General features: G+C 68.2%; 24 protein-coding genes. 18 read left to right on the forward strand and 6 right to left on the reverse strand.

Going from position 1 to position 24111, the window contains the following annotated elements:
* Positions 1–7 precede the first annotated feature (7 nt).
* Both AC1DGI_RS00370 and AC1DGI_RS00375 read right to left on the reverse strand, forming a co-directional pair.
* A complete protein-coding gene (locus AC1DGI_RS00370; protein WP_476897339.1) occupies positions 8–439 on the reverse strand; it encodes a phage holin family protein in 432 nt (143 codons plus the stop codon).
* Complete coding sequence (locus tag AC1DGI_RS00375) at positions 436–1332, reverse strand: hypothetical protein (RefSeq protein WP_476897340.1); 897 nt, start codon at positions 1330–1332, stop codon at positions 436–438. Before AC1DGI_RS00375 ends, AC1DGI_RS00370 begins: the two co-directional genes overlap by 4 nt.
* 181 nt (positions 1333–1513) lie before the next feature.
* On the opposite strand from AC1DGI_RS00375, the gene AC1DGI_RS00380 reads away from it, so the two are divergent.
* Positions 1514–2461: a spermidine synthase gene (locus AC1DGI_RS00380; RefSeq protein WP_476897341.1), complete on the forward strand. Its 948-nt coding sequence runs from the start codon at positions 1514–1516 to the stop codon at positions 2459–2461.
* Positions 2462–2489: 28 nt separating this feature from the next.
* Here AC1DGI_RS00380 and AC1DGI_RS00385 read toward each other — a convergent pair whose 3' ends face one another.
* Positions 2490–3404, reverse strand: a complete 915-nt coding sequence (locus tag AC1DGI_RS00385) for a LysR family transcriptional regulator (RefSeq protein WP_476897342.1) — start codon at positions 3402–3404, stop codon at positions 2490–2492.
* A 201-nt stretch (positions 3405–3605) separates the two neighbouring features.
* Here AC1DGI_RS00385 and AC1DGI_RS00390 point away from each other — a divergent pair, with 201 nt between their 5' ends.
* Complete coding sequence (locus AC1DGI_RS00390; RefSeq protein WP_476897343.1) at positions 3606–4355, forward strand: 3-hydroxybutyrate dehydrogenase; 750 nt, start codon at positions 3606–3608, stop codon at positions 4353–4355.
* 291 nt (positions 4356–4646) lie between these two features.
* On the opposite strand, the gene AC1DGI_RS00395 is transcribed toward AC1DGI_RS00390, so the two are convergent.
* Complete coding sequence (locus tag AC1DGI_RS00395) at positions 4647–5069, reverse strand: hypothetical protein (protein ID WP_476897344.1); 423 nt, start codon at positions 5067–5069, stop codon at positions 4647–4649.
* A gap of 281 nt (positions 5070–5350) precedes the next feature.
* On the opposite strand from AC1DGI_RS00395, the gene AC1DGI_RS00400 reads away from it, so the two are divergent.
* The 4 genes from AC1DGI_RS00400 (at position 5351) to AC1DGI_RS00415 (ending at position 10165) form a co-directional block, all read left to right on the forward strand.
* On the forward strand, positions 5351–6175 hold the full coding sequence (locus tag AC1DGI_RS00400) for an IclR family transcriptional regulator (RefSeq protein WP_476897516.1): 825 nt from the start codon (positions 5351–5353) through the stop codon (positions 6173–6175).
* A gap of 158 nt (positions 6176–6333) precedes the next feature.
* Complete coding sequence (locus AC1DGI_RS00405; protein WP_476897345.1) at positions 6334–8088, forward strand: urocanate hydratase; 1755 nt, start codon at positions 6334–6336, stop codon at positions 8086–8088.
* 96 nt (positions 8089–8184) lie between these two features.
* Entirely contained in the window at positions 8185–9777 is a 1593-nt protein-coding gene (gene hutH, locus AC1DGI_RS00410) for a histidine ammonia-lyase (RefSeq protein ID WP_476897346.1), read from the forward strand.
* A 151-nt stretch (positions 9778–9928) separates the two neighbouring features.
* A complete protein-coding gene (locus AC1DGI_RS00415) occupies positions 9929–10165 on the forward strand; it encodes a hypothetical protein (RefSeq protein WP_476897347.1) in 237 nt (78 codons plus the stop codon).
* A gap of 65 nt (positions 10166–10230) precedes the next feature.
* Here the strand turns inward: AC1DGI_RS00415 and AC1DGI_RS00420 are convergent, their stop codons facing one another.
* Positions 10231–10467: a hypothetical protein gene (locus AC1DGI_RS00420; RefSeq protein ID WP_441402293.1), complete on the reverse strand. Its 237-nt coding sequence runs from the start codon at positions 10465–10467 to the stop codon at positions 10231–10233.
* Between the two features lie 190 nt (positions 10468–10657).
* Here AC1DGI_RS00420 and AC1DGI_RS00425 point away from each other — a divergent pair, with 190 nt between their 5' ends.
* The 12 genes from AC1DGI_RS00425 (at position 10658) to AC1DGI_RS00480 (ending at position 23074) form a co-directional block, all read left to right on the forward strand.
* Positions 10658–11962: a cation:proton antiporter gene (locus AC1DGI_RS00425; protein WP_476897348.1), complete on the forward strand. Its 1305-nt coding sequence runs from the start codon at positions 10658–10660 to the stop codon at positions 11960–11962.
* A gap of 193 nt (positions 11963–12155) precedes the next feature.
* Positions 12156–13262, forward strand: coding sequence for a DUF475 domain-containing protein (locus tag AC1DGI_RS00430; RefSeq protein ID WP_476897349.1), 1107 nt, complete (start codon positions 12156–12158; stop codon positions 13260–13262).
* Between the two features lie 56 nt (positions 13263–13318).
* Complete coding sequence (locus AC1DGI_RS00435) at positions 13319–13909, forward strand: TerD family protein (RefSeq protein ID WP_441402290.1); 591 nt, start codon at positions 13319–13321, stop codon at positions 13907–13909.
* Positions 13910–13969: 60 nt separating this feature from the next.
* A complete protein-coding gene (locus AC1DGI_RS00440) occupies positions 13970–14551 on the forward strand; it encodes a TerD family protein (RefSeq protein WP_441402289.1) in 582 nt (193 codons plus the stop codon).
* 67 nt (positions 14552–14618) lie between these two features.
* Positions 14619–15200 (forward strand): TerD family protein, encoded by a 582-nt coding sequence (locus tag AC1DGI_RS00445; protein ID WP_476897350.1) that lies wholly within the window; start codon positions 14619–14621, stop codon positions 15198–15200.
* Between the two features lie 32 nt (positions 15201–15232).
* Complete coding sequence (locus tag AC1DGI_RS00450; protein ID WP_441402206.1) at positions 15233–16429, forward strand: toxic anion resistance protein; 1197 nt, start codon at positions 15233–15235, stop codon at positions 16427–16429.
* Between the two features lie 34 nt (positions 16430–16463).
* On the forward strand, positions 16464–16985 hold the full coding sequence (locus AC1DGI_RS00455; RefSeq protein WP_476897351.1) for a hypothetical protein: 522 nt from the start codon (positions 16464–16466) through the stop codon (positions 16983–16985).
* An 8-nt stretch (positions 16986–16993) separates the two neighbouring features.
* Complete coding sequence (locus AC1DGI_RS00460) at positions 16994–17536, forward strand: TerD family protein (protein WP_476897517.1); 543 nt, start codon at positions 16994–16996, stop codon at positions 17534–17536.
* Between the two features lie 2 nt (positions 17537–17538).
* Positions 17539–18321, forward strand: coding sequence for a hypothetical protein (locus tag AC1DGI_RS00465; RefSeq protein ID WP_476897352.1), 783 nt, complete (start codon positions 17539–17541; stop codon positions 18319–18321).
* Positions 18322–18372: 51 nt separating this feature from the next.
* Positions 18373–19554: an HpcH/HpaI aldolase/citrate lyase family protein gene (locus AC1DGI_RS00470; protein ID WP_441402209.1), complete on the forward strand. Its 1182-nt coding sequence runs from the start codon at positions 18373–18375 to the stop codon at positions 19552–19554.
* Positions 19551–22193: a phosphoribosyltransferase domain-containing protein gene (locus AC1DGI_RS00475; RefSeq protein WP_476897353.1), complete on the forward strand. Its 2643-nt coding sequence runs from the start codon at positions 19551–19553 to the stop codon at positions 22191–22193. The genes AC1DGI_RS00470 and AC1DGI_RS00475 overlap by 4 nt, the downstream gene beginning before the upstream one ends.
* Positions 22190–23074, forward strand: coding sequence for an HAD family hydrolase (locus AC1DGI_RS00480; protein WP_476897354.1), 885 nt, complete (start codon positions 22190–22192; stop codon positions 23072–23074). Before AC1DGI_RS00475 ends, AC1DGI_RS00480 begins: the two co-directional genes overlap by 4 nt.
* Here AC1DGI_RS00480 and hutG read toward each other — a convergent pair.
* On the reverse strand, positions 23055–24026 hold the full coding sequence (hutG, locus tag AC1DGI_RS00485) for a formimidoylglutamase (RefSeq protein ID WP_476897355.1): 972 nt from the start codon (positions 24024–24026) through the stop codon (positions 23055–23057). The genes AC1DGI_RS00480 and hutG overlap by 20 nt on opposite strands.
* Between the last annotated feature and the right edge of the window lie 85 nt (positions 24027–24111).

Raw genomic sequence — 24111 nt, forward strand, 5'->3', positions numbered from 1 at the left:
CCTCGCTCTAGTGGCTGGGCTTGAGGGTCGGGGGGATTTCCTGGATCGTCGCCGCGGTCTGGGGCAGGCCCTTAATCGCTTTGAGTTCCTTGCGGCCCATCGAGGCCAAAACGGCGCCGATGATGCCCCAGATGACGGCGACGATGACGCCGGACCATCCGAGTCCCATCAGCGTTCCCAGCCCCCACCAAAGCGCGAGGGAGAGGAACAGCAGGACGAAGTGGCCCGCGACGCCGGCGCCGGCCAGCATGCCGCTGCCTTTGCCGGCCCGGCTGGTGCTCTGCTTCAGTTCGGCCTTGGCGAGTTCCACTTCCTGACGCATCAGGGTGGACATGTCCCGCGTAACGTCGCCGAGCAGGTCGCCCAGGGAGTTGGTTTCGGCCTTCACATGGGCCTCAGTGGGAGGCATCGGGGCGCCCGTGGGCATCTCGCTGCTCATCGACGGCCTCCGTTCAACGGATCCTCACGGTCGGGGTCGACTGCCGGATCGAGGCGGTACGGATCCGCGGCGAGTGGGTCGTCGGCCCACCGGTCGGCCTGCGTTCCGGATCCCTCAAGCGGGTTCGGCGGGTAGGTCTCGACGCCCGGTGTGGCGGGGTAGGTGCCTGCGAAGCCGGCCGTCGTCGTTTCCGGGTAGGTGACCGGCGGCGGCGGAACCGCGACGCCGGCGTCGGGCACCCGGGTGACCGGCGCGTTGTACTGTGCCGCGGTGCCGGTGGATGCAGTGCCGCTGGAGGCCGTATCCGGGGCGCCGGCGCTCAGGCTCCGGCTGAGGCGTCCGGCGAGGATGCCGGCGCCGGCGGCTGCCAGCAGGAACGTGCCGGGGCGCTGGCGGGCGAACGACTTAACCTCGTTGAGCAGCGAACCCGGGTCCCGGTTGTCGAGCCAGGTGGCAACAGACTGGGAGCGCTCGGCGGCCTGGCGGATCAGGTCCGTCGCAACGCCGGGCTGGTCCGAGGCGTCTGCCATCGAGTGGAGTTCGCTGGAGATGGAGTGCAGGCCCTGGGCGGCCTTCTGCTGCTGGGTGCCGGCCTGCGCGGTAAGGTCCGTCCGCGCCTGGGCGAGGAGGTCCTTGGCATTGCTCTTCACTTCGCCGGCCACGTTTGCCGCTTCGTCCTTGGCAGTCTGGGCGACGTTCTGGGCCGAGTCTGCAGCCTGCCGGGTCACTTCACCGGCCTCCCCCTTCGCGGCGTCGGTCTTCGAGGACGTCTCGGTCGTGGACGTGCCGGAGTAAGCGGGCGGGAACGTTGAGCTCGGCCGCAATTCAGGCTCGCCCTCTACCAGTCCGGGGGTACCGTAGGTGCTGTCCTGGGGCCATTGGTTCTCTGTCATCGTCGCTCTCTTTCCTTGTAGATCTGGCGCCGGCTGGGTACTGCGACGCCGAACTCGAATAGTAAGCATGATTACTAATTCATAGTAAGCACGCTGACTATTCGATTACAAGCAGATTCGGAAAATCTCCCGTCCCGACAGCCAGCTAGGGTTGAACCATGGGTGAATCGGTGGACGGCTGATGGCGAAGCGGGGCAGGGCTGCCGGCCGGAATACCGGGACCTCGAGCCCGGGAGTGGTGGAAGTGCCGAAGGGCACTCGCCCGGACGGTCCAGTGGCGGGCGTCTATTACATCGACACCGGTGACTGCGAGCTGATCCCGGACCAGGACAATTCAACGGGCTGGCTGCTTCGGATCAACGGCGTCATGAGTTCCCACATCGACCTGGTTGACCCGCTGTTCCTCGACTTCGAGTACATGCGCTGGATCGCCGCCCTGGTGGAGTCGCGCTGGCCGCCGGCGGACCGGCCGAAGCTGCGCGCCCTGCACCTCGGCGGGGGAGCATGCTCACTGGCGCGCTACTTCCACGCGGCCTACCCGGATGCCCGCCAGGTGGTGGTGGAGCTGGACGGCAAACTCGCCGAGTACGTCCGCGGCTGGTTCGACCTGCCCAAGGCGCCGCTGCTGCGGCTCCGTGTGGGCGAAGCCCGGGAAGTGACGGAGAGCCTCACGCCGCAGACGAGGGACCTGGTCATCCGTGACGTGTTCGCGGGCGCCGTCACCCCGCGGCCGCTCACCACCAAGGAGTTCACCGAGCAGGCCAAGCGCGTCCTGGCGCCCGGCGGTGTCTACCTGGTGAACTCCGGCGACGCTCCCGCCCTGACCAACGCCCGGGAGGATGCGTCCACCATCGCGGCGGCCTTCGAGCACACGGTGATCATTGCGGACCCGGCCATGCTCAAGGGCCGGCGTTACGGCAACATGATCATTGCGGGTAGCGACCTGCCGTTCGCCGACGACCCCGGCCTCGCGCGGCGCCTGCTGGGCGGCGCGGTGCCGGCCCAGATCTGGGACGACGCCCGGGTGCGGGCCTTCGCCGCCGGCGCGGCTGTCCGCCACGACCCGGCGTCGGAGCATCCGGCGGCCGCCCCGGAAGCCGGGCTCCCGCCGTCGTCGACTGTTCCGTAACGGCCCTTCTGCGGCCCCAAAACGGCGTTTACGGAGCAGCCGCTGCGCCTCCGCGGCCCAGGAGCGCCTCGCGGTGCGCGGTCGTCTGCCGGCGCAGGGCATGGGCGACGGCGGCCACGGCGGGCCGGCGCAAGGAATCTGGCCGGAGCACCATCCAGTAGGGGAGCAGCTCCGCGAACTGGTCCGGCAGCAACCTGACCAGGTCCGGGTGCAGGTCGGCGGCGAAGCACGGCAGGAAGCCGATTCCCGCCCCGGCCCGCGTCGCCTCCACGTGGACGAAGACGTTGGTGGAGCTCAGCCCGTCCCGCATGGTCGGAACCAGCCGGCGCGGTGCGTCCAGGTCATCCACCTGGAGCATCGAGTCCACAAAGTAGACCAGCGGGTGCTCCTTCAGTTCGTCCACCGAGGTCGGCGTCCCGTACTCGGCTAGATAGTCCCGGGACGCGTACATGCCCAGCATGTACTCGCCGAGCCTCGCCGCCTCCGCGCGGTGCACCTGCGGCTCGCCGACGACCACCTCGATGTCCAACCCGGAGCGCTGCTGGAGCGCGCGGCGGGTCACGGTGATGATCTCCACGCTGAGCCCCGGATGGCGGCGGCGCAGCTTGGCCACCGCGGGTGCGGCGATGTAGGCGCTGAAACCGTCCGTGGCCGTCATGCGCACGACGCCGGTGACCGGGTCGGGCGCCTTGCCTGGCTGTTCGAGCGAACGCACTGCCCCTTCCACCTGCTCGGCGACGGCGACCGCCGCGGCGCCGAGCTCGGTCAGTTCCCAGCCGCCGGAGGCCCGGGACAGGACGCGGCCGCCGAGGGCCTTCTCCAGTGCCGAGATCCGGCGCGAAACCGTGGTGTGGTTCAGGCCCAGAACCTGGGCCGCCGTTGTAAACCGGGCCGAGCGCGAGACCGCCAGCAGCACCAGGAGGTCGTCGGGATTTGCATTCATGTCTGCAATTCTGCACACATGTGGTGCCGGTTTGCCCATTGAACCGCAGGGACTGTGCGGCGATACTCAATGAAGCCCATTTTTAGTGCCGCGCGTCACAGTCGTGGACCGGGTCGACACCGATCGTGTTGGCTTGGCAGCATCCACCACTGAAGCGCGTGAACCTGAGGGCCGCGAATCTCTGAATTGGAAGGCTTGGGAATGGAAAATACGCTCAACGGCCGCAAGGCACTGGTCACCGGCGGCGCCGGCGGGATCGGCGCAGCCTGCGTCCGGGCCCTGGCCGCCAGGGGCGCAAAGGTGGTGGTTGCCGACGTCGACGAAGCCGCCGCCACCGCCCTCGCCGACGAGGTCGGGGGAACCGCCTGGACAGTCAACCTGCTCGACGTCGAAACGCTGCAGACGCTCAGCCTGGATTGCGACATCCTGGTCAACAACGCCGGAATTCAGCGGATCAGCCCGATAGAGGAGTTCGATCCGGCCGATTTCCGCCGCATCATCACCCTCATGCTGGAGGCGCCATTCCTGCTGATCCGGGCCGCGCTGCCGCACATGTATGCCGGCGGATTCGGCCGGATCATCAACCTCTCCTCGGTCCACGGGCTCCGGGCCTCGCCGTTCAAGAGCGCCTACGTCTCGGCCAAGCACGGCCTGGAAGGGCTCAGCAAGGTGACGGCACTGGAGGGCGGCGCGCACGGGGTGACGTCCAACTGCGTCAACCCGGGATATGTCCGGACGCCGCTGGTCGAGTCTCAGATCGCGGACCAGGCCAAGGTGCACGGCATTCCGGAGTCCGAGGTGTTGGCCAAGATCATGCTCACCGAGGCGGCTGTGAAGCGGCTCGTCGAACCCGAAGAGGTGGCCTCGCTGGTGGCATGGCTGGCCTCGAACGACGCCGGCATGGTCACCGGCGCCAGCTACACCATGGATGGCGGCTGGTCCGCCAGGTAGGGAGCCCGGGGGTACTCGCCCCTCCGCGGGACGCTGCTGCCGAGGTGAGACTTTGTGCCCAGTTTCTGAGACCGGAGCACCAAGTCTCACCTCAGCGCGGCGGGCTTCCCGCCGCCGCTCAGGTCAGCGGCGGAGCCCCGGCGGTCCGGCCCTAGCGGCAGACTCCCCAGCAGAGGTGCCGGTGGGTCCGGTAACGTCGTACAACCACGGTAAGGTCCGGCGTCGTGAGTAACACGAGTAACAGCTACCCCTTTAGTGCCGCCAATCACTCGGGCCGCAGGCTCGGACTACTTACCTGCGGGTAGGCCCGGCCTGCCGGCGGAGGTTCCGCCCGTGGAGCGCGACCGCCAATACAATCAGGGGGACATGGATGGCCGGGAGATTGTGAGCAAACCACTTCGGCAGATAGATGTCCGTCACGGATCCGTCGGTGTCGCCCAGGTTCCTGGCTACCGCCGTCAGCGGGCAGTGGAAGCCGTTGGCCGCAAAGATCGCAGTTTCAGTGCCGACCACGGCAGCTGCCAGCGCGGCTTTCCGGTCCGAGCGGCCGCGGAAGCCGGCGTAGAGGACGTAGACCATCGCTGCCTCGATGGTGAACCAGGCGAAAGTGTGGACCGCTTTTACGGCCTTCAGCCCGGCGTTGCGGCACCGCCGGCCCCGATCTTCCGCGTCCTTCGCCCCGGCTGCGGCCGTGCCCGCAATCAACCAGCGCACGCTGGACCTCCTGGCATTCCGACGGGTCTGAACAGCGAAGCACCACTACCTGGCACCGCCTAGGGGCGGAGGTCCCGCGCTCGGGGCAGCGCCGGACCGCGGGTGCCGGCGGCCCGCCGCGCGAACGTCCGGTATCCCAGACGCTGTGCCGGTCAGGCACTTCCCGGTTCCAGGCGGCCGGGTGCATGCTGGAGTACGGGATCCCGGACACCCCGGCGCGCCGCCCGGGGCGCCGCCGCCGCGCCGCTGCCCCGACGCCGCCCGACATCGAAGAGGAACCCATGCCAACCGCCAGCACCAACTCCTCGCCGGCCAGGCCGGCGTCCAAGGTTCCGGCCGCCGAGAACACCCTGCGGATCCTGAAGCTGCTGGCCTCCAAGCGCGGCCCGATGGCGGCGTCGAACATTGCCACGGCTCTCGACCTGCCGCGTTCCACCGTCTACCACCTGCTCGGGGTGATGGAAGCGAACGGGTTTGTCCTCCATTTGCACGAGGAACAGCGCTATGGCCTCGGCATCAGCGCCTTCGAACTGAGTTCGGCTTATTCGCGGCAAGAGCCGCTGTCCCGGCTCGGCCGGCCGTTGCTGGCCTCGCTCGTGGACGCGATCGGCGAGAGCGCACACCTGGCCGTGCTGCATGGGCGGGACGTGCTGTACATCGTGGAGGAGCGGGCCAAGAACCGCCCGTCGCTGGTGACCGACGTCGGGGTCCGGCTGCCCAGCCATCTCACCGCCAGCGGCCGAGCCATCCTGGCGGCGCTGCCCAAGTCGCAGGTTCGCGCGCTGTACCCAAATGCCGCCGCGTTCACCGCCCGGCATGAGATGGAAGGCGCCATCATGAAGTACTCCGCGCTGTCCTCGCACCTGGACCAGGTGAGGCAGCGCGGCTACGCCACCGAACACGGCGAGGTGACGCCCGGCTTCGGCTCGATCGCGGCAGCCGTCACTGACCATGCGGGCTGGCCGACGGCCGCCGTCGCCGTGACGTTCCTGGAAGACAAGCTGCCCGCGGAGCAGTGGCCGGTCCTGGCCGCGCGGGTCAAGAAAGCCGCCGACGATCTCTCGGTCCGGATCCATGGCCGCCCGGCCCCAACTAGCTCGCAGTAAGTGCCGTTTTGGGCGCCCAAAGCGACAAGTAATGCGAGTTAGTTGGGTCTGGCATCCCGGACAGCGACCGCGGAGACCCCCTGTTTCAGGCACACCCCACGCGCTTTAGTTAAGACAGAACCGCTTCCCCGGACCGTCCAGCCAACTAAGGAGTCTCCATGGCACCCGCCGATTTCACCACCGGTGCCCGCCCGGTCAAAGCAACCCGCGGCACCGAGCTCACCGCCAAGAGCTGGCAGACGGAAGCCCCGCTGCGCATGCTCATGAACAACCTCGACCCCGAGGTCGCCGAGCGCCCCGATGACCTGGTGGTCTACGGCGGCACCGGGCGCGCCGTCAGGTCCTGGGCCGCGTTCGACGCGATCACCCGCACCCTCGAAACTCTGGAGAAGGACGAGACCCTGCTGGTCCAGTCCGGCAAGCCGGTCGGCGTCTTCCGCACCAACGAATGGGCGCCCCGGGTACTGCTGGCCAACTCCAACCTGGTGGGCGACTGGGCGAACTGGCCCGAATTCCGCCGGCTCGAGGCCGAGGGCCTGATGATGTACGGCCAGATGACCGCCGGCTCCTGGATCTACATCGGCACCCAGGGCATCCTGCAGGGCACCTTCGAGACCTTCGCCGCGATCGCGCGCAAGCTCACCGGGGATGAGAACGGCACCCTGGCCGGCACCCTGACCCTCACCGGCGGCTGCGGCGGCATGGGCGGCGCCCAGCCGCTCGCCGTCACCCTGAACGACGGCGCCTGCCTGATTGTCGACGTCGACGAAAGCCACCTGCGCCGCCGGGCCGGCAAGCGCTACCTCGACGAGGTAGAGACGGACCTCGACGCCGCAATCGCCAAGGTGCTCAAAGCCAAGGAAGAGCGCCGCGGCTGGTCCGTGGGCTACGTGGGCAACGCCGCCGAGGTCTTCCCTGAGATCCTGCGCCGCCACAACGCCGGCGAACTCACGGTCGACATCGTCACCGACCAGACCTCCGCCCATGACCCCCTCAGCTACCTGCCCGAGGGCATCACGGTGGCAGACTGGCACCGCGAGGCCGCGGCCGACCCGGAAGGCTTCACCAAAAAGGCGCAGGCCTCGATGGCCAGGCACGTGGCAGCCATGGTCGAGTTCCAGGACGCCGGCGCCGAAGTCTTCGACTACGGCAACTCCATCCGCGACGAGGCCCGCAAGGGCGGCTACAACCGCGCGTTCGAGTTCCCCGGCTTCGTCCCGGCTTACATCCGGCCGCTGTTCTGCGAGGGCCTCGGCCCGTTCCGCTGGGTGGCGCTCTCCGGTGACCCCGAGGACATCGCGGTCACGGACAAGGCCATCAAAGAGCTCTTCCCGGAGAACAAGCACCTGCACCGCTGGCTCGACGCCGCCGCAGAGCGGGTCGAATTCGAAGGTCTGCCGGCCCGGATCTGCTGGCTCGGCTACGGCGACCGCGCCAAGGCCGGGCTGCTGTTCAACCGTCTCGTGGCGGAGGGCAAGGTCAAGGCACCGATTGTCATCGGCCGCGACCACCTCGACTCCGGCTCCGTCGCCTCCCCGTATCGCGAAACCGAGGCCATGGCCGACGGCTCCGACGCGATCGCCGACTGGCCGCTGCTCAACGCCCTGCTTAACACCGCCTCCGGCGCCACCTGGGTCTCCATCCACCACGGCGGCGGCGTCGGGATCGGCCGCTCCATCCACGCCGGCCAGGTCTCCGTCGCGGACGGCACCGACCTCGCAGCCCAGAAGCTCGAACGCCTCCTCACCAACGACCCCGGCATGGGCGTCATCCGCCACGCCGACGCCGGCTACGACCGCGCCGTCGAGGTCGCCAACGAACGCGGTGTCCGGATCCCCATGCTCCCCACGGACTCCCTCACCTCGCAAGCTCGGCCAGGGAACCCTGTCCGCGTGGCCCCAGAGTCCCGCTAACCAAGCCCGCAAATCCTCGTCGATTGCTCCGTAAACGCCGTTTTGAGCCTCCAAAAGGGCCGTTACGGAGCAGTCGACGATAACGAAGTAGGAATCATGACCATCACCACGCACTCACCCCTCACCGTCACCCTCGGCTCCAGCGGCGTCACCCCCGAGGACGTTGTCGCCGTCGCCCGCCACGACGCCCAGGTGAGCGTTGCCCAGGACGCCCTCGACGCCGTCGCCAAGGTCCGCGCCCACATCGACGACCTCGCGCACAGCGAGACCCCGGCCTACGGCATCTCCACCGGCTTCGGCGCCCTGGCCAACCGGCACATCCCGGCAGAGTTGCGCACCCAGCTGCAGAAGTCCCTGATCCGCAGCCACGCCGCCGGCATGGGCCCGGCCGTGGAGCGCGAAGTGGTCCGCGCCATCATGTTCCTGCGCGCCAAAACCCTCGCGTCCGGCCGCACCGGCGTCCGCCCCGTGGTGCTGCAGACCATGGTGGATGTCCTCAACGCCGGCATCACGCCGGTGGTCCGCGAATTCGGCTCCCTCGGCTGCTCCGGCGACCTCGCCCCGCTGTCGCACTGTGCCCTTGTGTTGATGGGCGAAGGCGAGGCCGAGGGACCCGACGGCGTGCGGTACGGCGGCCGCGGGGAACCCGCCGTCGCCGAGCTCCTCGCCGAACACGGGATCGAACCCGTCACGCTCGCGGAGAAGGAGGGCCTGGCCCTGGTCAACGGCACCGAGGGCATGCTCGGCATGCTGCTGATGGCCATCGCGGACCTCCGCCAGCTGCTGACGACGGCGGACATCACCGCCGCGCTCAGCGTTGAGGCGCTGCTCGGCACAGACCAGGTGTTCCTGCCCGAGTTGCACGCGGCGCTCCGCCCGCACCCGGGCCAGGCCGCCGCCGCGGACAACATGCTCCGGGTGCTCTCCAACTCGGCGATCGTGGCCTCGCACCGGATCAACGACACCAAGGTCCAGGACGCCTACTCGCTGCGCTGCGCACCCCAGGTGGCCGGCGCCATCCGGGACACCGTGGACCACGCCGCCCTGGTCGCCTCCCGCGAACTGGCCGCCGCGATCGACAACCCGGTGGTCCTGCCGGACGGCCGGGTCAGCTCCAACGGCAACTTCCACGGCGCCCCCGTGGCCTACGTGCTGGACTTCCTGGCGATCGGCGTCGCGGATCTGAGCTCCATCGCCGAACGCCGGACCGACCGGATGCTGGACCCGGCACGCTCACACGGGCTGCCGGCGTTCCTCGCCGCTGACCCCGGCGTGGACTCCGGACTGATGATCGCGCAGTACACCCAGGCCGGGCTGGTCTCGGACAACAAGCGGCTGGCCGTTCCGGCGTCGGTGGACTCGATCCCGAGCTCGGCCATGCAGGAGGACCACGTCTCGATGGGATGGCATGCCGCCCGCAAACTGCGCCGGGCGGTGGAGAACCTGCGGAGGGTCCTGGCCATCGAACTCGTGACCGCAGCCCGGGCCCTGGACATCCGCACCCAGCTCTCCGGCGGCGAACTGACGCCGGGGCCGGCCGGCGTCGCGGTGATCGGGGCCCTGCGCGAGGTGGTGGACGGGCCGGGAACCGACCGGTTCCTGTCCCCCGAGCTGGAGGCCGCCGACCGGCTGGTCGCCTCGGGCAAGATCCGGGCCGCGGCCGAATCCGCCGTCGGAAATCTGGCCTGACGGCAAAGAAAATACGCCGACGGCGGGGATTTTCCGCCACCCCCAAAATGTTCTGGCACACGGCCCGCGGCGGCGAAAGAAGTGTAGTAAATATATGAGCAAGCCCACACCGACGACGTTGTGGCAGGGACCTACAAAGGGGTAGAAGTTCATGAAAGCACGCGGGACGGTCATGGCCAGGCGCGCGGCGTACGCCGCCACGGTCTCCGACTGGAGAAGCCTCAAGGCTGGGGACCAGGTCGAAATCCTCAAGCACGCACAGTTGCTCGCGGCCGGAGACGTTGAAGAAGTCTCGGCCAGCGGGAACGTGCTCTGGCTGGTGCCGGGCGCACAGTCGGAAGCGGCGTCGTTCCTAAAGTCCGACGGCGTGCAGGTGCGGCGGAGCTAGGCACCAACGAAAGGGCCGGTGAGGGGACTACCCCTCACCGGCCCTCGGCGTCTGCCGGCTCGCGGCTAGGCGGCCATGTCTTCGTGGGTCTCGCCGAAGGGCACGGTTTCATCCAGCGCCACCGTGTAGGCGCCAGCCTCGTGGCGGGTAACCCGGATCCCGCAGCGGCGGTCGTGGACGGCCGAGGCGATCAGGGTGTTGACGGCGGTTTCCAGGCCGTGGTGGACTTCGTGGGCACTGGCAAACGAGAGCTTGATCGACGTCGCGTCAGAGGCCTCGGTCTGCATGGTGTGTGTGTTCATTGACTGGTCTTTCGTAGAATCCGGCCGTTTGGCCGCCCTCTATTCTAGTCTGTCCGGCGCGGCTTCCCTGACGGAAGCCGATAATGTGCCCTTAGCGGGATAAGTTTGAGGCGAGGGGGCACCGTTCCGTTGGGACGGTGCCCCGCCCCATTTCGAGGCGCCATCACGGCTGCGGCAGGAGGGCGTGCGCATGTTCGAAGCTTCCAGCGTTGTCTTCACCGCGGCCGGAATCGCCGTCTTTATCGCGGCCGTGCTGCCCAAACTCCTGCGTAACGCTCCGCTCTCGATGCCGATGGTGTTCCTGGGCGCGGGGATATTGGCGTTTGCCCTCCTCCCCGACCTGCCGAACCCCGACCCGCTGCAGTACGGGGAATTCGTCACCCACCTCACCGAAGTGTGCGTCATCATCTCGCTGATGGGCGCCGGGTTGGCGCTGGACCGGCCCCTGGGCCCGCGGCTGTGGTCCACGACCTGGCGGATGCTGGGCCTGGCCATGCCGCTGTGCATCGTCGGCCTGACCCTGCTCGGACTGTGGTTCCTCGGGCTCGGACTGGGGGCGGCGCTCCTCGTGGCGGCTGCCTTGGCCCCTACGGACCCGGTGCTCGCCTCCGAGGTGCAGGTGGGCGAGCCGGCCGATGAGGAGGGCGGAACCGGACGGGAGGACGAGATCCGCTTCGGGCTGACCTCCGAGGCGGGGCTGAACGACGGGCTCGCGTTCCCCTTTGTCTACCTCGCGATCGCCATCAGTCTCGTCGGCGCCGCGCCGTCCGGCTGGTTCGGGCACTGGCTCGCCGTGGATGTGCTGTGGCGGATCGGCATCGGCGTGCTGCTGGGCCTCGCGATGGGCAAGCTGCTGGGACGGCTCTTCTTCACGGCCCGGCATGAGAGCGTCCGGCTGTCCAACCATGCGGAGGGTTTCGTGGCGCTGGCGGCGACCTTCCTGGCCTACGGCGTGACGCAGATGATCGAGGGCTACGGATTCGTCGCGGTGTTCGTCTGCGCCGTCACCATCCGGGCGGCCGAGCGGACGCACGGGTTCCACCGGGTGATGCACTCGTACGTGGAGCAGCTCGAGCGGCTCATGACGGTGGTCATCCTGGTGCTGCTGGGCGGCGCGATCGCGCGCGGCCTGCTCGCCGGGATCGGCTGGACCGAGGTGCTGGTTGCGCTGGCCTTCCTGCTCCTGGTGCGCCCGCTGGCGGGCTGGCTCGGGTTGGCCCGGGGCAAGACGGGCCCGCGGGAGCGGACCGCCATCTCCTTCTTCGGCATCCGCGGCATCGGTTCTCTCTACTACCTCGCTTTCGCCCTGGCGCACGGGAACTTCGGCGCCCAGGCGCACGAACTCTGGGCCTTCGTGGGACTCGTCGTGGCGATGTCCATCGTGCTGCACGGCGCGACGACGGCACCGGTGATGAACCGGTTGGACCGGCTGCGGCAGCGCCGCGCCGTGGAGCAGCACGGCGACGAGGGACAGGCGCCGCTCACCGCCATCTGAGGGCGGTGCGGGCCCCAGGCAGCCACTGGAATGACGCGCTCTTGTTATAAAGAAGGCAGGGCGTCGGGCTATTGGGCGTCGCACCCGCCGGTTATGCTGAGGGCACGAAGTCTTGGGGGTAACTTCCGGGACGTTTTCTGCATCCTGCCGGCGTAGCCAGGCCAGGACCTTTCGTTTCAGGAGTTGTTCGAGCGTGTTCTTCAAGACTTTCGGCTGGTCGTTCGGGGTCACCCTCGTCGCTTTGGTAGTCGCTTTCCTGTACGGCGGACCCCAGGCACTGATCCTGTGCCTCATCCTGGGCATTCTGGAAATCAGCCTGAGCTTCGACAACGCCGTGATCAACGCCCGGATCCTGGAACGGATGAACCCGTTCTGGCAGAAGATGTTCCTCAGCGTGGGCGTCGTCATCGCCGTCTTCGGCATGCGGATCCTGTTCCCGCTGCTCATCGTCGGCGTCACGGCCAACCTGAACCCTGTTGAAGCCGTCAGCCTGGCCATGGAAAAGGGCGATCCGCACACCCCGGGTAGCTACGGCTTCCTGCTGCACGAAGCCCACCCGCAGATCGCGGCCTTCGGCGGAATGTTCCTGCTGATGCTGTTCCTGGACTTCATCCTCGCTGACCGGGACATCAAGTGGATCAAATTCCTCGAGGTCCCGCTGGCCCGGCTGGGCAAGCTCGAAGGCGCGTCCCTGGTGATCGGCATGGTGGTGCTGGCCGTTGCCGGTGCCGTATCCGGCGAAAAGCAGGGCATCGTCCTGCTCGCGGGCCTGTTCGGCTTGATCACATACTTCCTCGTGAACGGCCTCGGAAACCTCTTCGACGTCGATCAAGACGGCGACATAGATGCCGCGGACGCAGACCTGGTGGTTCACTCGGGTCCCTCCGGCGCCGCTCGGCTGGCCGGCAAGGCCGCCTTCATGCTCTTCCTGTACCTGGAAGTCATCGATGCGTCGTTCTCGTTCGACGGCGTCATCGGCGCGTTCGCCATCACGTCCGACCCCATCATCATCGCCCTCGGACTCGGCTTCATCGGAGCCATGTTCGTCCGCTCGCTGACCGTATTCCTGGTCCGGCAGGGCACGCTGGACGAGTTCGAATACCTGGACCACGGCGCCCACTGGGCCATCGGTGCCCTGGCCGTCATCCTGCTGGTCACGATCGTGGTTCCGGTCAACGAGGTCGTGACCGGCCTGATCGGCGTCGTGTTCATCGGCGCCGCCTTTGCCGGCTCGGTACTCCGGAACAAGAGGGCCAGCGCCGCCGAACCGGTCCAACCACTCGAGCCGGCGCAGAACTAGCGACCCAGCATTAGACGCAACACACCACAGCCACCACTAGGAAAGCAGGCATTTCAATGGGATTGAGTTTGCAAAAGGGCCAGTCGCTGTCACTGACCAAGCAGAACGGTGATTCGCTGACGCACGTCCGGTTGGGCTTGGGTTGGGACTCCGCGGTCCCCGCCAAACGGGGTTTCTTCGGCGGGACCAAGACGGTGGAGATCGATCTGGACGCCTCCGCGCTCCTGTTTGACGCCGCCGGCCAGCACCTGGACACCGTCTTCTTCAACCAGCTCACCAGCAAGGACGGCTCCATCCGGCACACGGGGGACAACCTGACGGGTGAAGGCGACGGCGACGACGAGACCCTCATGGTCGACCTGTCGAGCGTATCGCCAGCCGTCGCGCACATCGTCTTTATCATCACCAGCTACAGCCAGCAGACCTTCGACATGGTCCAGAACGCGTTCTGCCGCGTGATCGACGACTCGGTGGCGGGAAGCCCTGAGGTCGCCCGCTACGACCTCACCGAATCGGGCCGGTATACGGCGATGGTGATGTCCAAGCTTTCGCGGAACGGCAACGTCTGGAACTTCAAGGCCATCGGCACCCCGGCCAACGGGCGCACGCCCGGTGAAGTCCGCGGCGCCGCAGCGGCTTCCCTTTAACCCGACTGAACCGGCGCCCCTGCGCCGTTGAATGTACACGACAAAACGAAGGAGTTTCTCTTGTCCAGCCTGACTCTGAGTAAGGGCAGCAACCTGTCGCTGACCAAAGCCGATCCGGGGCTCCGCAAGGCCATGATCGGCCTGGGCTGGGACCCGCGGACCACCGCCGGTGAACAGTTCGACCTTGACGCCTCCGCCCTGCTGGTCCGGGCCGACGGGAAGGTCCGCTCCAACGCGGACTTCATCTTCTACAACCAGTTGGCCACGCCGGACGGCTCGGTAGTGCACCAGGGCGACAACCGCACGGGCGAAGGGGAGGGCGACGACGAGCAAATCCTGATCGACCTCGCAGCCGTCGCGTCGGACATCGAGAAGATCGTAATTGTCGTATCGATCGACCAGGCCGACGCGCGGCGTCAGAACTTCGGCCAGGTGCGCGATGCTTTTTGCCGGGTCGTGAACCAGGAATCGGACAACGAAGTTGTCCGGTACGACCTGACCGAAGATGCGGCGGCGGAAACGTGCATGATTTTTGCCGAGCTTTATCGGAACGGCGGCGAATGGAAATTCCGTGCCGTGGGGCAGGGCTACGCGTCCGGCCTCCATGGCGTGGCCACGGACTTCGGCATCTCGCTGGACTAGCGGTGCATGGCCCGGCCATGCCGGGCCATGCACCGCACTTTCACTGGATTGAACAAGGAGAACAACCATGGCTGGCCTGACACTTACCAAAGGCAGTAACCTCTCGCTCACCAAGGCCGACCCGGGGCTGAACAAGGTTCTGGTCGGCCTGGGCTGGGACCCCCGCACCACCACCGGTGATGCCTTCGACCTGGACGCCTCGGCGCTCCTGCTCGGCGCCGACGGCAAAGTCCGCAGCTCGGCGGACTTCATTTTCTACAACCAGCCGGCGGCTGCCGACGGCTCGGTCGTCCACAAGGGCGACAACCGCTCCGGCGAGGGCGACGGCGACGACGAAATGATCGCCGTCGAACTCTCCGCCGTTGGTGCGGATGTTGAGCGGATCGTTTTCGTGGTTTCGATCGACCAGGCGGAAGCCCGCCGGCAGAACTTCGGCCAGGTGCGCGCCGCCTACTGCCGGGTGGTCAACTCGGAGAACGACACCGAGGTGGTCCGCTACGACCTGAGCGAGGACGCGGCGCCGGAGACCTGCATGATCTTCTCGGAGCTGTACCGGCACAACGGCGACTGGAAGTTCAAGGCTGTCGGCCAGGGCTACGCAACCGGCCTCGCCGGCGTCGCCGGGGACTTCGGCGTCCAGCTCGGCTAAGCACCCCAGACCATAGAAAGAGAGACGGACCCATGAGTATGCAACTGACACCGCCGGAGGCGGCGGCATCGACGCCGCTGGTACTGAACGCGCCGGAAACCGTCGACATCGTCAAGGTCGACGACGCCCCCGGCATGGTTCCGGTGCCGGCCGAACGCCAGCAGGAGATCAACGCCCAGGCCCGCGCCTTCATCAGCGAGGTGTCGGCGATGAGCCCGTTCAGCCCCGAGTACTCCAGCAAGATCGACGGCATCAACCGGCTGGGCGGTCAGCAACTGGTGGCCTCCGCCAACACCTCCAGCCGGCTGCTCGAGCGGTCATCGACGTCGCTGGCCGGTGCGAAGAAGTCCGGCAGCAGCGCCCAGGTGCAGGTTGCCTCAACGCTGGGTGAGCTCCGCTCGACGGTCGAGGACCTGACGCCGAACAACGCTGACTTGGGCGTCGGCCGGAAAATCCTGGGGATCATCCCGGGCGGCAACAAGCTCGCGAAGTATTTCCAGCGATACGAGAGTGCGCAGACCCAGCTGGACAAGATCATCAAGTCCCTGATGGCTGGCCAGGACGCGCTGCTCAAGGACAACGCCTCGCTCGCGCAGGAAAAGACCCAGCTGTGGGAGACCATGCAGGGACTGAGCGAATATGCGGTGTTCGCCAAGGCCCTGGACACTGCAACGGCCAGCAGGATCGACGAGATGAAGATGCAAGGCCAGATCGAAGAGGCGGGCAAGCTCGACTCGGACGTGCTGTATCCGATCCGCCAGCGCCATCAGGACATCCTGACCCAGCTGGCCGTCTCGGTGCAGGGCTACCTGGCGATCGACATGATCCGCAAAAACAACACCGAACTGATCAAGGGCGTCGAGCGGGCGCGCACCACTACGATCTCCGCGCTGCGTACCGCCGTGATTGTGGCACAGGCCCTGGCCAACCAGAAAATGGTGCTGGACCAGATCGACGCCATCAACACGACGACGAACAACATGATCCTCAAGACCTCCGAGATGCTTAAGGATCAGACCGCGCGGATCCACCAGCAGGCGGCGAGTTCCGGGGTCAGCGTCGAAACGCTGCAGAAGGCTTTCGACAACGTCTTCCAGACCATGGACGCCATCGACACCTTCCGGTCCCAGGCCAACAAGAGCATGGAAGGCACCGTGCATGCTCTCGAAACCGGACTGGAACGGGCCCGCCCGTACCTGGATCGGGTGCGTCAGCAGGAAGGGAATTAGCAGCCATCGCCCCTGAGAATTAGGCTTACGGGCTATGGTCGCAAAATTCTTTGGCGCGTTGTTCGGCAGCGGAGCAGTTCCCGGCTCCGCTGCCGTATCTGACGCCGAATCCCGCTCCACCGCCGGGCCAGCCGCCGATGAGCTGACAGTCACCGGCACCGCGCTCGAGGAGCTGAGGCGGATGGCGCTGGGGCGCGGCTCAGAGCTGCCGACCGTCGTCGTCTCGCAGCTGTTGCAGGTGGTTGACGTCCTGCGCGCCCTGATCGGTTACATCGGCCGGTCCGGGGCGTCAACGGAGCAGCGCGTCCTGTTGAACGCCGTCGTTACCGACTACCTGCCGTCTCCGTTGCGCGCCTACCTGATGCTGGCCGCCGAGTCGCGGCACGAGGAGTCGGCCGAGACGAGGGGGCTGCTGGAGCAGCTCGAGACGCTCTATTCGACTGTGAAAAACCTGGACAACCAGGTCCGCACGGGGGCCGTCACGGAACTGGCGGTGCACGGCCAGTTCCTACGGGACAAATTCGATATTGATGGTCTTCATTTGGAAGGACGCTAGTGGCTTCTATGGTTGCGGGCAGCAATGCCGCCCTCACTGCCGAGAACCCCGGGCTGGAAAAGGTGCTGCTGGGGATCGGCTGGGACATGGTCCCCAGCCGCGGTCCGCAGGCCGAACTGGTTCCGATGGTGATCATGTGCGGAAAGGACGGCCGCGCCCTGTCGGATGACCATCTCGTCTTCTTCAACCAGATCGCGAGCCCGGACAGCAGCGTTGCCTTCGCCGGAACCGAGGATGAGGAACAGATCGACGTCGACCTCAACAGGGTGCCCGAGTCGGTCGCCAAGATCGCCGTCCTGCTCTACGTGGATCCGGATGTCCGGGGATCCGGCACCTTCGCCGCGGTCAAGAACGCGTACCTGCGGGTAGCGAACGAGCAGAACCGCGAGCTCCTGCGCTTCAGCGTTGCCCTGGGCAACCTGGACAAGATCAACGCCATGATTCTCGGCGAGTTGTACCGGCACGCCGGCGGTTGGAAGTTCCGTGCCCTCGGCCAGGGCTACGAGGCCGGGCTCGCGGCCGTCGCCGCCGACTTCCAGTTGAAGCTCTGAGCATGGCATTGAATCGAAGCTCCGCGCGGACAGATATCGGCTACCTCAGCCGGCGCCGAAAGCCGGTTCGGCAGCCGGAGCCCTCGCCGCCGTCGTCGGAGCCTGCCGCCCGGACGCACGACGTCGGGGCCGGCCGGCCGGCTTCCACGGGACTCACCCTGGGCCCGGTGCCCACGCAGTCGGTGGCCACCCGGGCCGCCGCCGGGACCCGGCCCGCCGCCGGCGCGGCGGCCCCACAAGCGGCACAGCGCCCAGCCCCGGGGGTCTCGGACCGGCTCTTCCCGGCCCCGGACTTCGGCAGCGTGCGGGAGCTGGGGGCGGCGAACCCGGTGGTGCGCCTGAATGCGAGGCAATCCGCGATTGGCTCGCTGCTGGTGGCAGGGCTCCGCTCCGTGGCGTGGGAGGACCAGAAGCTCACCACGGGAGCCCAGCACGCCGACGGGCTTCACGCCGGCACTTCGGTGAGCACCCCCGGGAACAGGCCCCTGGCCGGCCTCCAGGATGGTTCAGGCATTGTCGCCCTGCGTCACGTCCGGCTCCTGCGCCGGGCGCTGTTCGTCGCCGGGGAGACGCCGTTGACGGTCGCGGTCTTCGACGGCGCCGCTGCAGCGGTCGCCGCCCGGAACGATGCCGGGCTGCGGAGCGTTCTTTATGTCGTGCGGATCGGCGCGGTGCTGGAGCTGCGCACGGAGTTCGTCCCGGCCGATGCCCCCGATGCCGCCATCTGGGCCTGGTTCGGTTTCACGATGACCATTCCGCTAGACCAACGGGTGCTCCTGCGCTAGGCCGGGGAAGCCGGCGCAACGAACACCTGCAGCTATCAATTTTGGGGGACAATGCAGCACTTCGAAGCCTTGGCCGAACCTGTCAAGGACCGACTATTTCACCTGCGTCCCGAACCGCTTCACCGCACCTCGGACGCCGGTCTGTTGGCCGTGGCGTTGGGGGCCACGCTGTACTCGCCCGCCACACGACGCGGGCTGGCAGCAGGAATCCGGAAACAAACGGGGGCCGGGTGCTTGAGCACCGTCATCTGCCTTGAAGACGCCGTTCCCGACGAGGAAGTGGCCGCCGCGGAGGAGAACCTGCTCGCTGCGCTGGCCGAGCTGTCCCTGGACCATCCGGATGATCTCCCGCTGATCTTCATCCGGTGCCGCACCCCCGCTCAACTGCTGGATGTCGGACGCCGGGCCGGTGCCGCGCTCGGCGTCGTCTACGGCTTCGTCCTGCCCAAGTTCGAGAACGAAACCGGGCGTGGCCGCGAATTCCTGGCGGCACTGCGGCTGTTGAATGACGAGACCGGCCGCGGCGCGGCATCGACGGAACCTGCGCTCAAGGCCATGCCAATCATCGAGGACCTTTCGACAACCCATCTGGAGTCGCGGGTCCGGGTGCTGACGGACAATCTAGCCCTCGTCGAAGAGTTCCGCGAGCTGGTGCTGTGCGTCCGGATCGGCGCCACGGACATGTCCAGTGCCTTCGGCCTGCGGCGTTCCCGCGACTTGACCATCTACAACGTCAAGGTCGTCGCAAACATCATCGGCGACGTCGTGAACATCTTCGGCCGCCCGAATGACGGCTGGGTCATCTCCGGCCCTGTCTGGGAACACTTCGTCAACACCGAGCGGGTGCTGCGCCCGCAGTTGCGGTCCACGCCGTTCGAAGCCGCCAACGGGGGCCAGCTCCGCCAGCGCATCCTGATGGACAACCTGGACGGCCTGATCCGGGAGATCGAGCTGGATCTGGCCAATGGCCTGCTAGGCAAGACGGTCATCCATCCCAGCCACGTGCCCGTGGTGCACTCCATGTGCGTGGTGAGCCACGAGGAATACCTCGATGCGCTGGACATCGCCGGCAGCGCCGGGGGCGGCGCCAAGGCCTCGGCCTACGGGAACAAGATGAACGAGGCGAAGCCGCACCGGGCGTGGGCCGAGCGCACCCTGCTGCGCGCACGGGCCTTCGGCGTGGCCAGGCCCGGCGTGAACTTTGTTGAACTACTGGAAGCGAGCATGCGGTGAACGCTCTCCACACGGTCGCCCGCTGGAGCGGCGGGTACGTGCGCGACGCCCTCGGCGTGGACGTCGTCCCGGACCCCGGGCGCAGCGTGCTGCCGGTAAAAGCCCTCGTGGGACTCGCGCTGCGGCGCAATCCCAAACGGGCCCACCTGCTGGTCTCCAGGGTCCTCGCCAAGCACGTCCCCACCGAACCCGGGATCGCGACGGCGGCTGGCCGGCTGCTGGGACTCCTGGTCCGCCGGGAACTGCAGGATGCCGCCGGGTCCGAAGGTGGCGCGGCCGCCCGATCCGTGACCGCTGCATCGTTGACCGCCGATATCGACGAGGCAGCGGAGAGGCTGGGGCGGCTGCTCGAAGGTGAAGCCCACCCGACCGGTGAAACGAACCAGGACCAGGAAAAACGCCAGGCCCGGATGACCGCCGTCGCCGCCCTGGGCGAGCTGCTCACCCGGCAGCAGACAGAGCTTCCCGGCGTCGCGACCATCGGCTATGCGGAGACCGCCACGGGGCTGGGCCAGTTGGTGGCCGGGCAACTGGGCACTTATTACATCCACTCCACACGGCACGGCAGCGGCTCCGTGGTGCCCTACGGCGCCTTCGAGGAGCTGCACTCCCATGCCACCTCGCACCGCCTGCTGCCGACCAGCCGGGCCGCCCTGGACCTGGCCGAGACCGTGGTCCTGGTCGATGACGAGCTGAGCACCGGTGCCACGATCATCAACACCATCCGGGACCTGCACGGCACCGCACCGCACCGCCGGTATATCGTCGCCTCCCTGGTTGACCTTCGCTCCCCGGCGGACCGGGACCGTCTCGACGAACTGGCCACCGAACTCGGTACCAGGATCAGCGCGGTGGCCCTGGCGCACGGAAGCATCCAGCTGCCGGCCACGCTCGCCGCGGATGCGGCGGAGCTGATCGGCGGCCTCCCGGTGCCGCGTCCGGCGGGGCAACTCCGGGGCCGGATCCGGCTGGTGGACCTGAACGGCGTCGTCCCGCCCATCCGGAGCGCCCGATTCGGCGTTGCCGGGCGTCCGGATCCGGAGCAGGCGGCGGCGATCGCGGCGGCCCTCGCGCCGTCCCTCGGCACCGCCGTGGCGGGAACCCGGGTCCTGGTCCTGGCGACCGAGGAATTCATGGCGCTTCCGCTGGCGGTCTCCGCGCGGCTCCAGGAGCTGCGCCCCGACCTTGAAATCCGCTATTCCACCAGTACCCGGTCCCCGATCGCCGCGTTGGATGAACCGGGTTACGCCGTCCGCTCCGCCATCGCGTTCGGCGGCGGCGACGAGTCCCCGGACGGCCCCGGGCCTCGGTTCGCCTACAACTTCATGCACCCCGAGGAGCGCTTCGAGACGGTGCTGATCATAGCCGAGCCCGGCACTCCGTCCGCCGGACTCCTGGCCCCGGGCAAGATCGCCGACGCCGTCGCGGACAGCACGGCGGACGTCCGGCTGGTCCTGCTGCCGGGCCAGGCCCCCTTCCCGACGCCGCTGCGCGGCCCCGCTTTCGGGTCCTATCCGCCGGCGGACGTGCAGTGGCTGCTGAAGGATCTGAGCTTCGCGCAACTGGAGGCACCGAAGGCCCAACGCGAAGCCGCCATCCAGTCCGGCAAGGCCAGCTACGCCGAGTCGTTGCCGCAGGAATTCGAGCCCTCCCCCGAGTACCGCGCCCTCTTCCAGGCGGCGCTGGAGAGCTCCGCCGGCCGGATCGCGCACGCCGCCGGAACCCTCACCGAGCAGGTCCTGAAGCTGCGGGGAAACACGCCCGTGCTGGTGTCCCTGGCACGGGCCGGAACCCCGGTGGGAATCCTGATGAAGCGGTGGGCCTGGGAAGTCCACGGCCTGGAGCTGCCGCACTATGCCATCAGCATTGTCCGCGGGCTCGGCATCGACCAGACCGCCCTCGGCTACCTTGCCGCCCGGCACCGGCCGGAAGACGTCATGTTCGTCGACGGCTGGACCGGGAAGGGGGCCATCGCCCGCGAACTCGCCGCCGCCGTCGAGCTCTTCCGCCAGACCGACGGGCCGGACTTCCGGCCGGACCTCGCGGTCCTCGCGGATCCGGGACACTGCGTGCGGATCTTCGGGACGAGGGAGGACTACCTGGTTCCGTCGGCCTGCCTCAACTCGACCGTCTCCGGGCTCGTCTCCCGCACCGTCTACAACAAGGAGCTGATCCGCCCCGGCGATTTCCATGGCGCCAAATTCTACGCGGAACTTGCCGGCAGCGACGTCTCAAACCACTTCCTGGACACCGTCACCGCGCAGTTCCCCGCCGTTCGGGACGAGGTCTTGACGGCGGCGGTCTCCACACCAACCCGGGTTGAGGAGCTGCCCGAGGCGGACTGGGCGGGCTGGTCCGCCGTCGAAGACATCAGCAGGCGCTTCGGCATCAACAACGTGAACCTGGTCAAACCCGGCGTCGGGGAGACCACCCGGGTGCTCTTGCGGCGGGTGCCGTGGAAGGTGCTGGTGCGTCCGGACGCGCTCGGTGACATCGCCCACGTGCTGCACCTGGCCGAGCAGCGCGGCGTCGAGGTGCTGGAGGTTCCGGGGCTGGCGTACAGCTGCGTCGGCCTGATCCATCCGCTGTACACCCCGGGAGCCACCGGCGCCGACGGCAAGGCCGTGGTGGACGTATGAACACCCACTCGCGCACAGCCCCGGTGATGGTGGCCAGCGACCTGGACCGGACCTTGATCTACTCGGCCAACTCCATGGCGCTCAGCGGCAGCGACCATCTGGCCCCCCGCCTGGTGGTCGCCGAGGTCTACGACGCCGCCCCGCTGTCCTTCATGACCCGGGCCGCCGAGGAACTGCTGGAGGGGATCGTGCAGCGGAGCGTGTTCGTGCCGGTCACCACCCGTACCCGGGCCCAGTTCTCCCGGGTGCGGCTGCCCGGCTTCGGCCGAGGGTACGCCGTGACGACGAACGGTGCCGTGCTCCTGCACGACGGCGAGCCGGACCGCGACTGGTCCCGCCACATTCAGCGGTCCCTGGGCTCGGCCTGCGCGCCGCTGGACGACGTGCTGGGGCACCTCGCGGGGCCCGCGGCGGTGCCTGCGATTCTGCGGGTCCGGACCGCCGAAGACGTCTTCGCCTACTCGATCGTTGACCGGCAGGCGCTCCCGGACGGGTACCTGGCGGAACTCGACGCCTGGTGCGCCGCCCGCGGCTGGACGACGTCCCTGCAGGGGCGAAAGCTCTACTGTGTGCCGTCCCCGATCACCAAGGAAGCGGCAGCGGCGGAGATCCGGCAGCGGTGCGGGGCAGGTCTCCTGGTGGCAGCGGGCGACTCCCGCTTGGATGCGGGGATTCTCGAGCTGGCGGACATCGCGATCCGGCCGGCACACGGGGAACTCGACAGCGACGCGTACAGCCGGTCAAACCTGACCGTCACGGCGGCCACCGGGATCCTGGCGGGCGAGGAGATCCTGCGCTTCGTGACCAGCGTGCTGGCCCAGGCCGCGGCGGGAGCTCCGGTGGCGGGAGCCCCGGCGCCGACTACCGCAGCAGCGTATTGATCAGCCGTGCAGCCACCCTCGCGGTGCGGCCGTCGACGTCGAACTCCGGATTCAGCTCCGCGACATCCAGCTGCAACAGCTTTCCGCTCGCGGCCACCTGACGGCAGACGGCGCTGATCACCGGCAGCGGGACGCCGTAGGCGGCCGGGGCGCTCACGCCCGGCGCCACCGACGCCGGCAGCACGTCCAGGTCGATCGTCAGATACAGCGCGTCCACCCGGGCCAGGAACGCCGCCACGAAGGCCTGCGCCGCCTCTGCCGAACAATCCTCGTCCAGCAGGTAGTTCACGCCCAGCTCCGCCGCGGTCCCGAACAGTGCGCCGGTGTTGTTGGGCTCGGAGATCCCGACGACGGCGTACTGCAGTTCCCGGCCCGCGGCCGCTTCGGCCCGGGCCATTTGCAGGAACGGGGTGCCGGAGCTGGGCACCGGTTCGTCGCGGAGGTCGAAGTGGGCGTCCAGGTTCAGCACGCCGACGCGCAGGCCGTCACGGACCGCGGCGGAACCGGCCAGCCCAAGGTAGCTGGCGTAGGCGGTCTCGTGGCCGCCGCCGAGAACCACCGGCAGGGCTCCGGCGTCGAGCAACCCGGTGATGGCCAGCCCGGCACGTGCCTGCCCGGCCTCGAGCGCGTCGCCGGCCACGGTGACATCGCCGGCGTCGTGGACCTCCCGGTCCAGGTGGAACGCGAGCGGTCCAAGTGCGGCACGGATGGCGGCAGGGCCGGCCGCCGCCCCCGTCCGGCCCTTGTTGCGGCGGACCCCGGCGTCGCTGCCGAAGCCGAGGATGACGGCGGGCCGGGCACCGCCTGGGGCCGGGGGGAGCTGACGGGGGACCGGCTGCGGCGCATACGGCGTTGCGGCCTGCCACCAGCGGCGGTGTTCGGCGCCGTCGCCGTCGAACCGTCCGGTCCAGGACTGCGGCGGGACGTCGGCGGTGTGGGCGGGCTTTGGCATGTCCCTAGCTCACCGCAGCCCGGACCGTAAAACCAGCAGCACCGCCGTCGGGGTGTCCAGAATCCCGGATGCTGCCGTTAAACAG

It is taken from the genome of Arthrobacter sp. 05N428_2, from assembly GCF_056397065.1.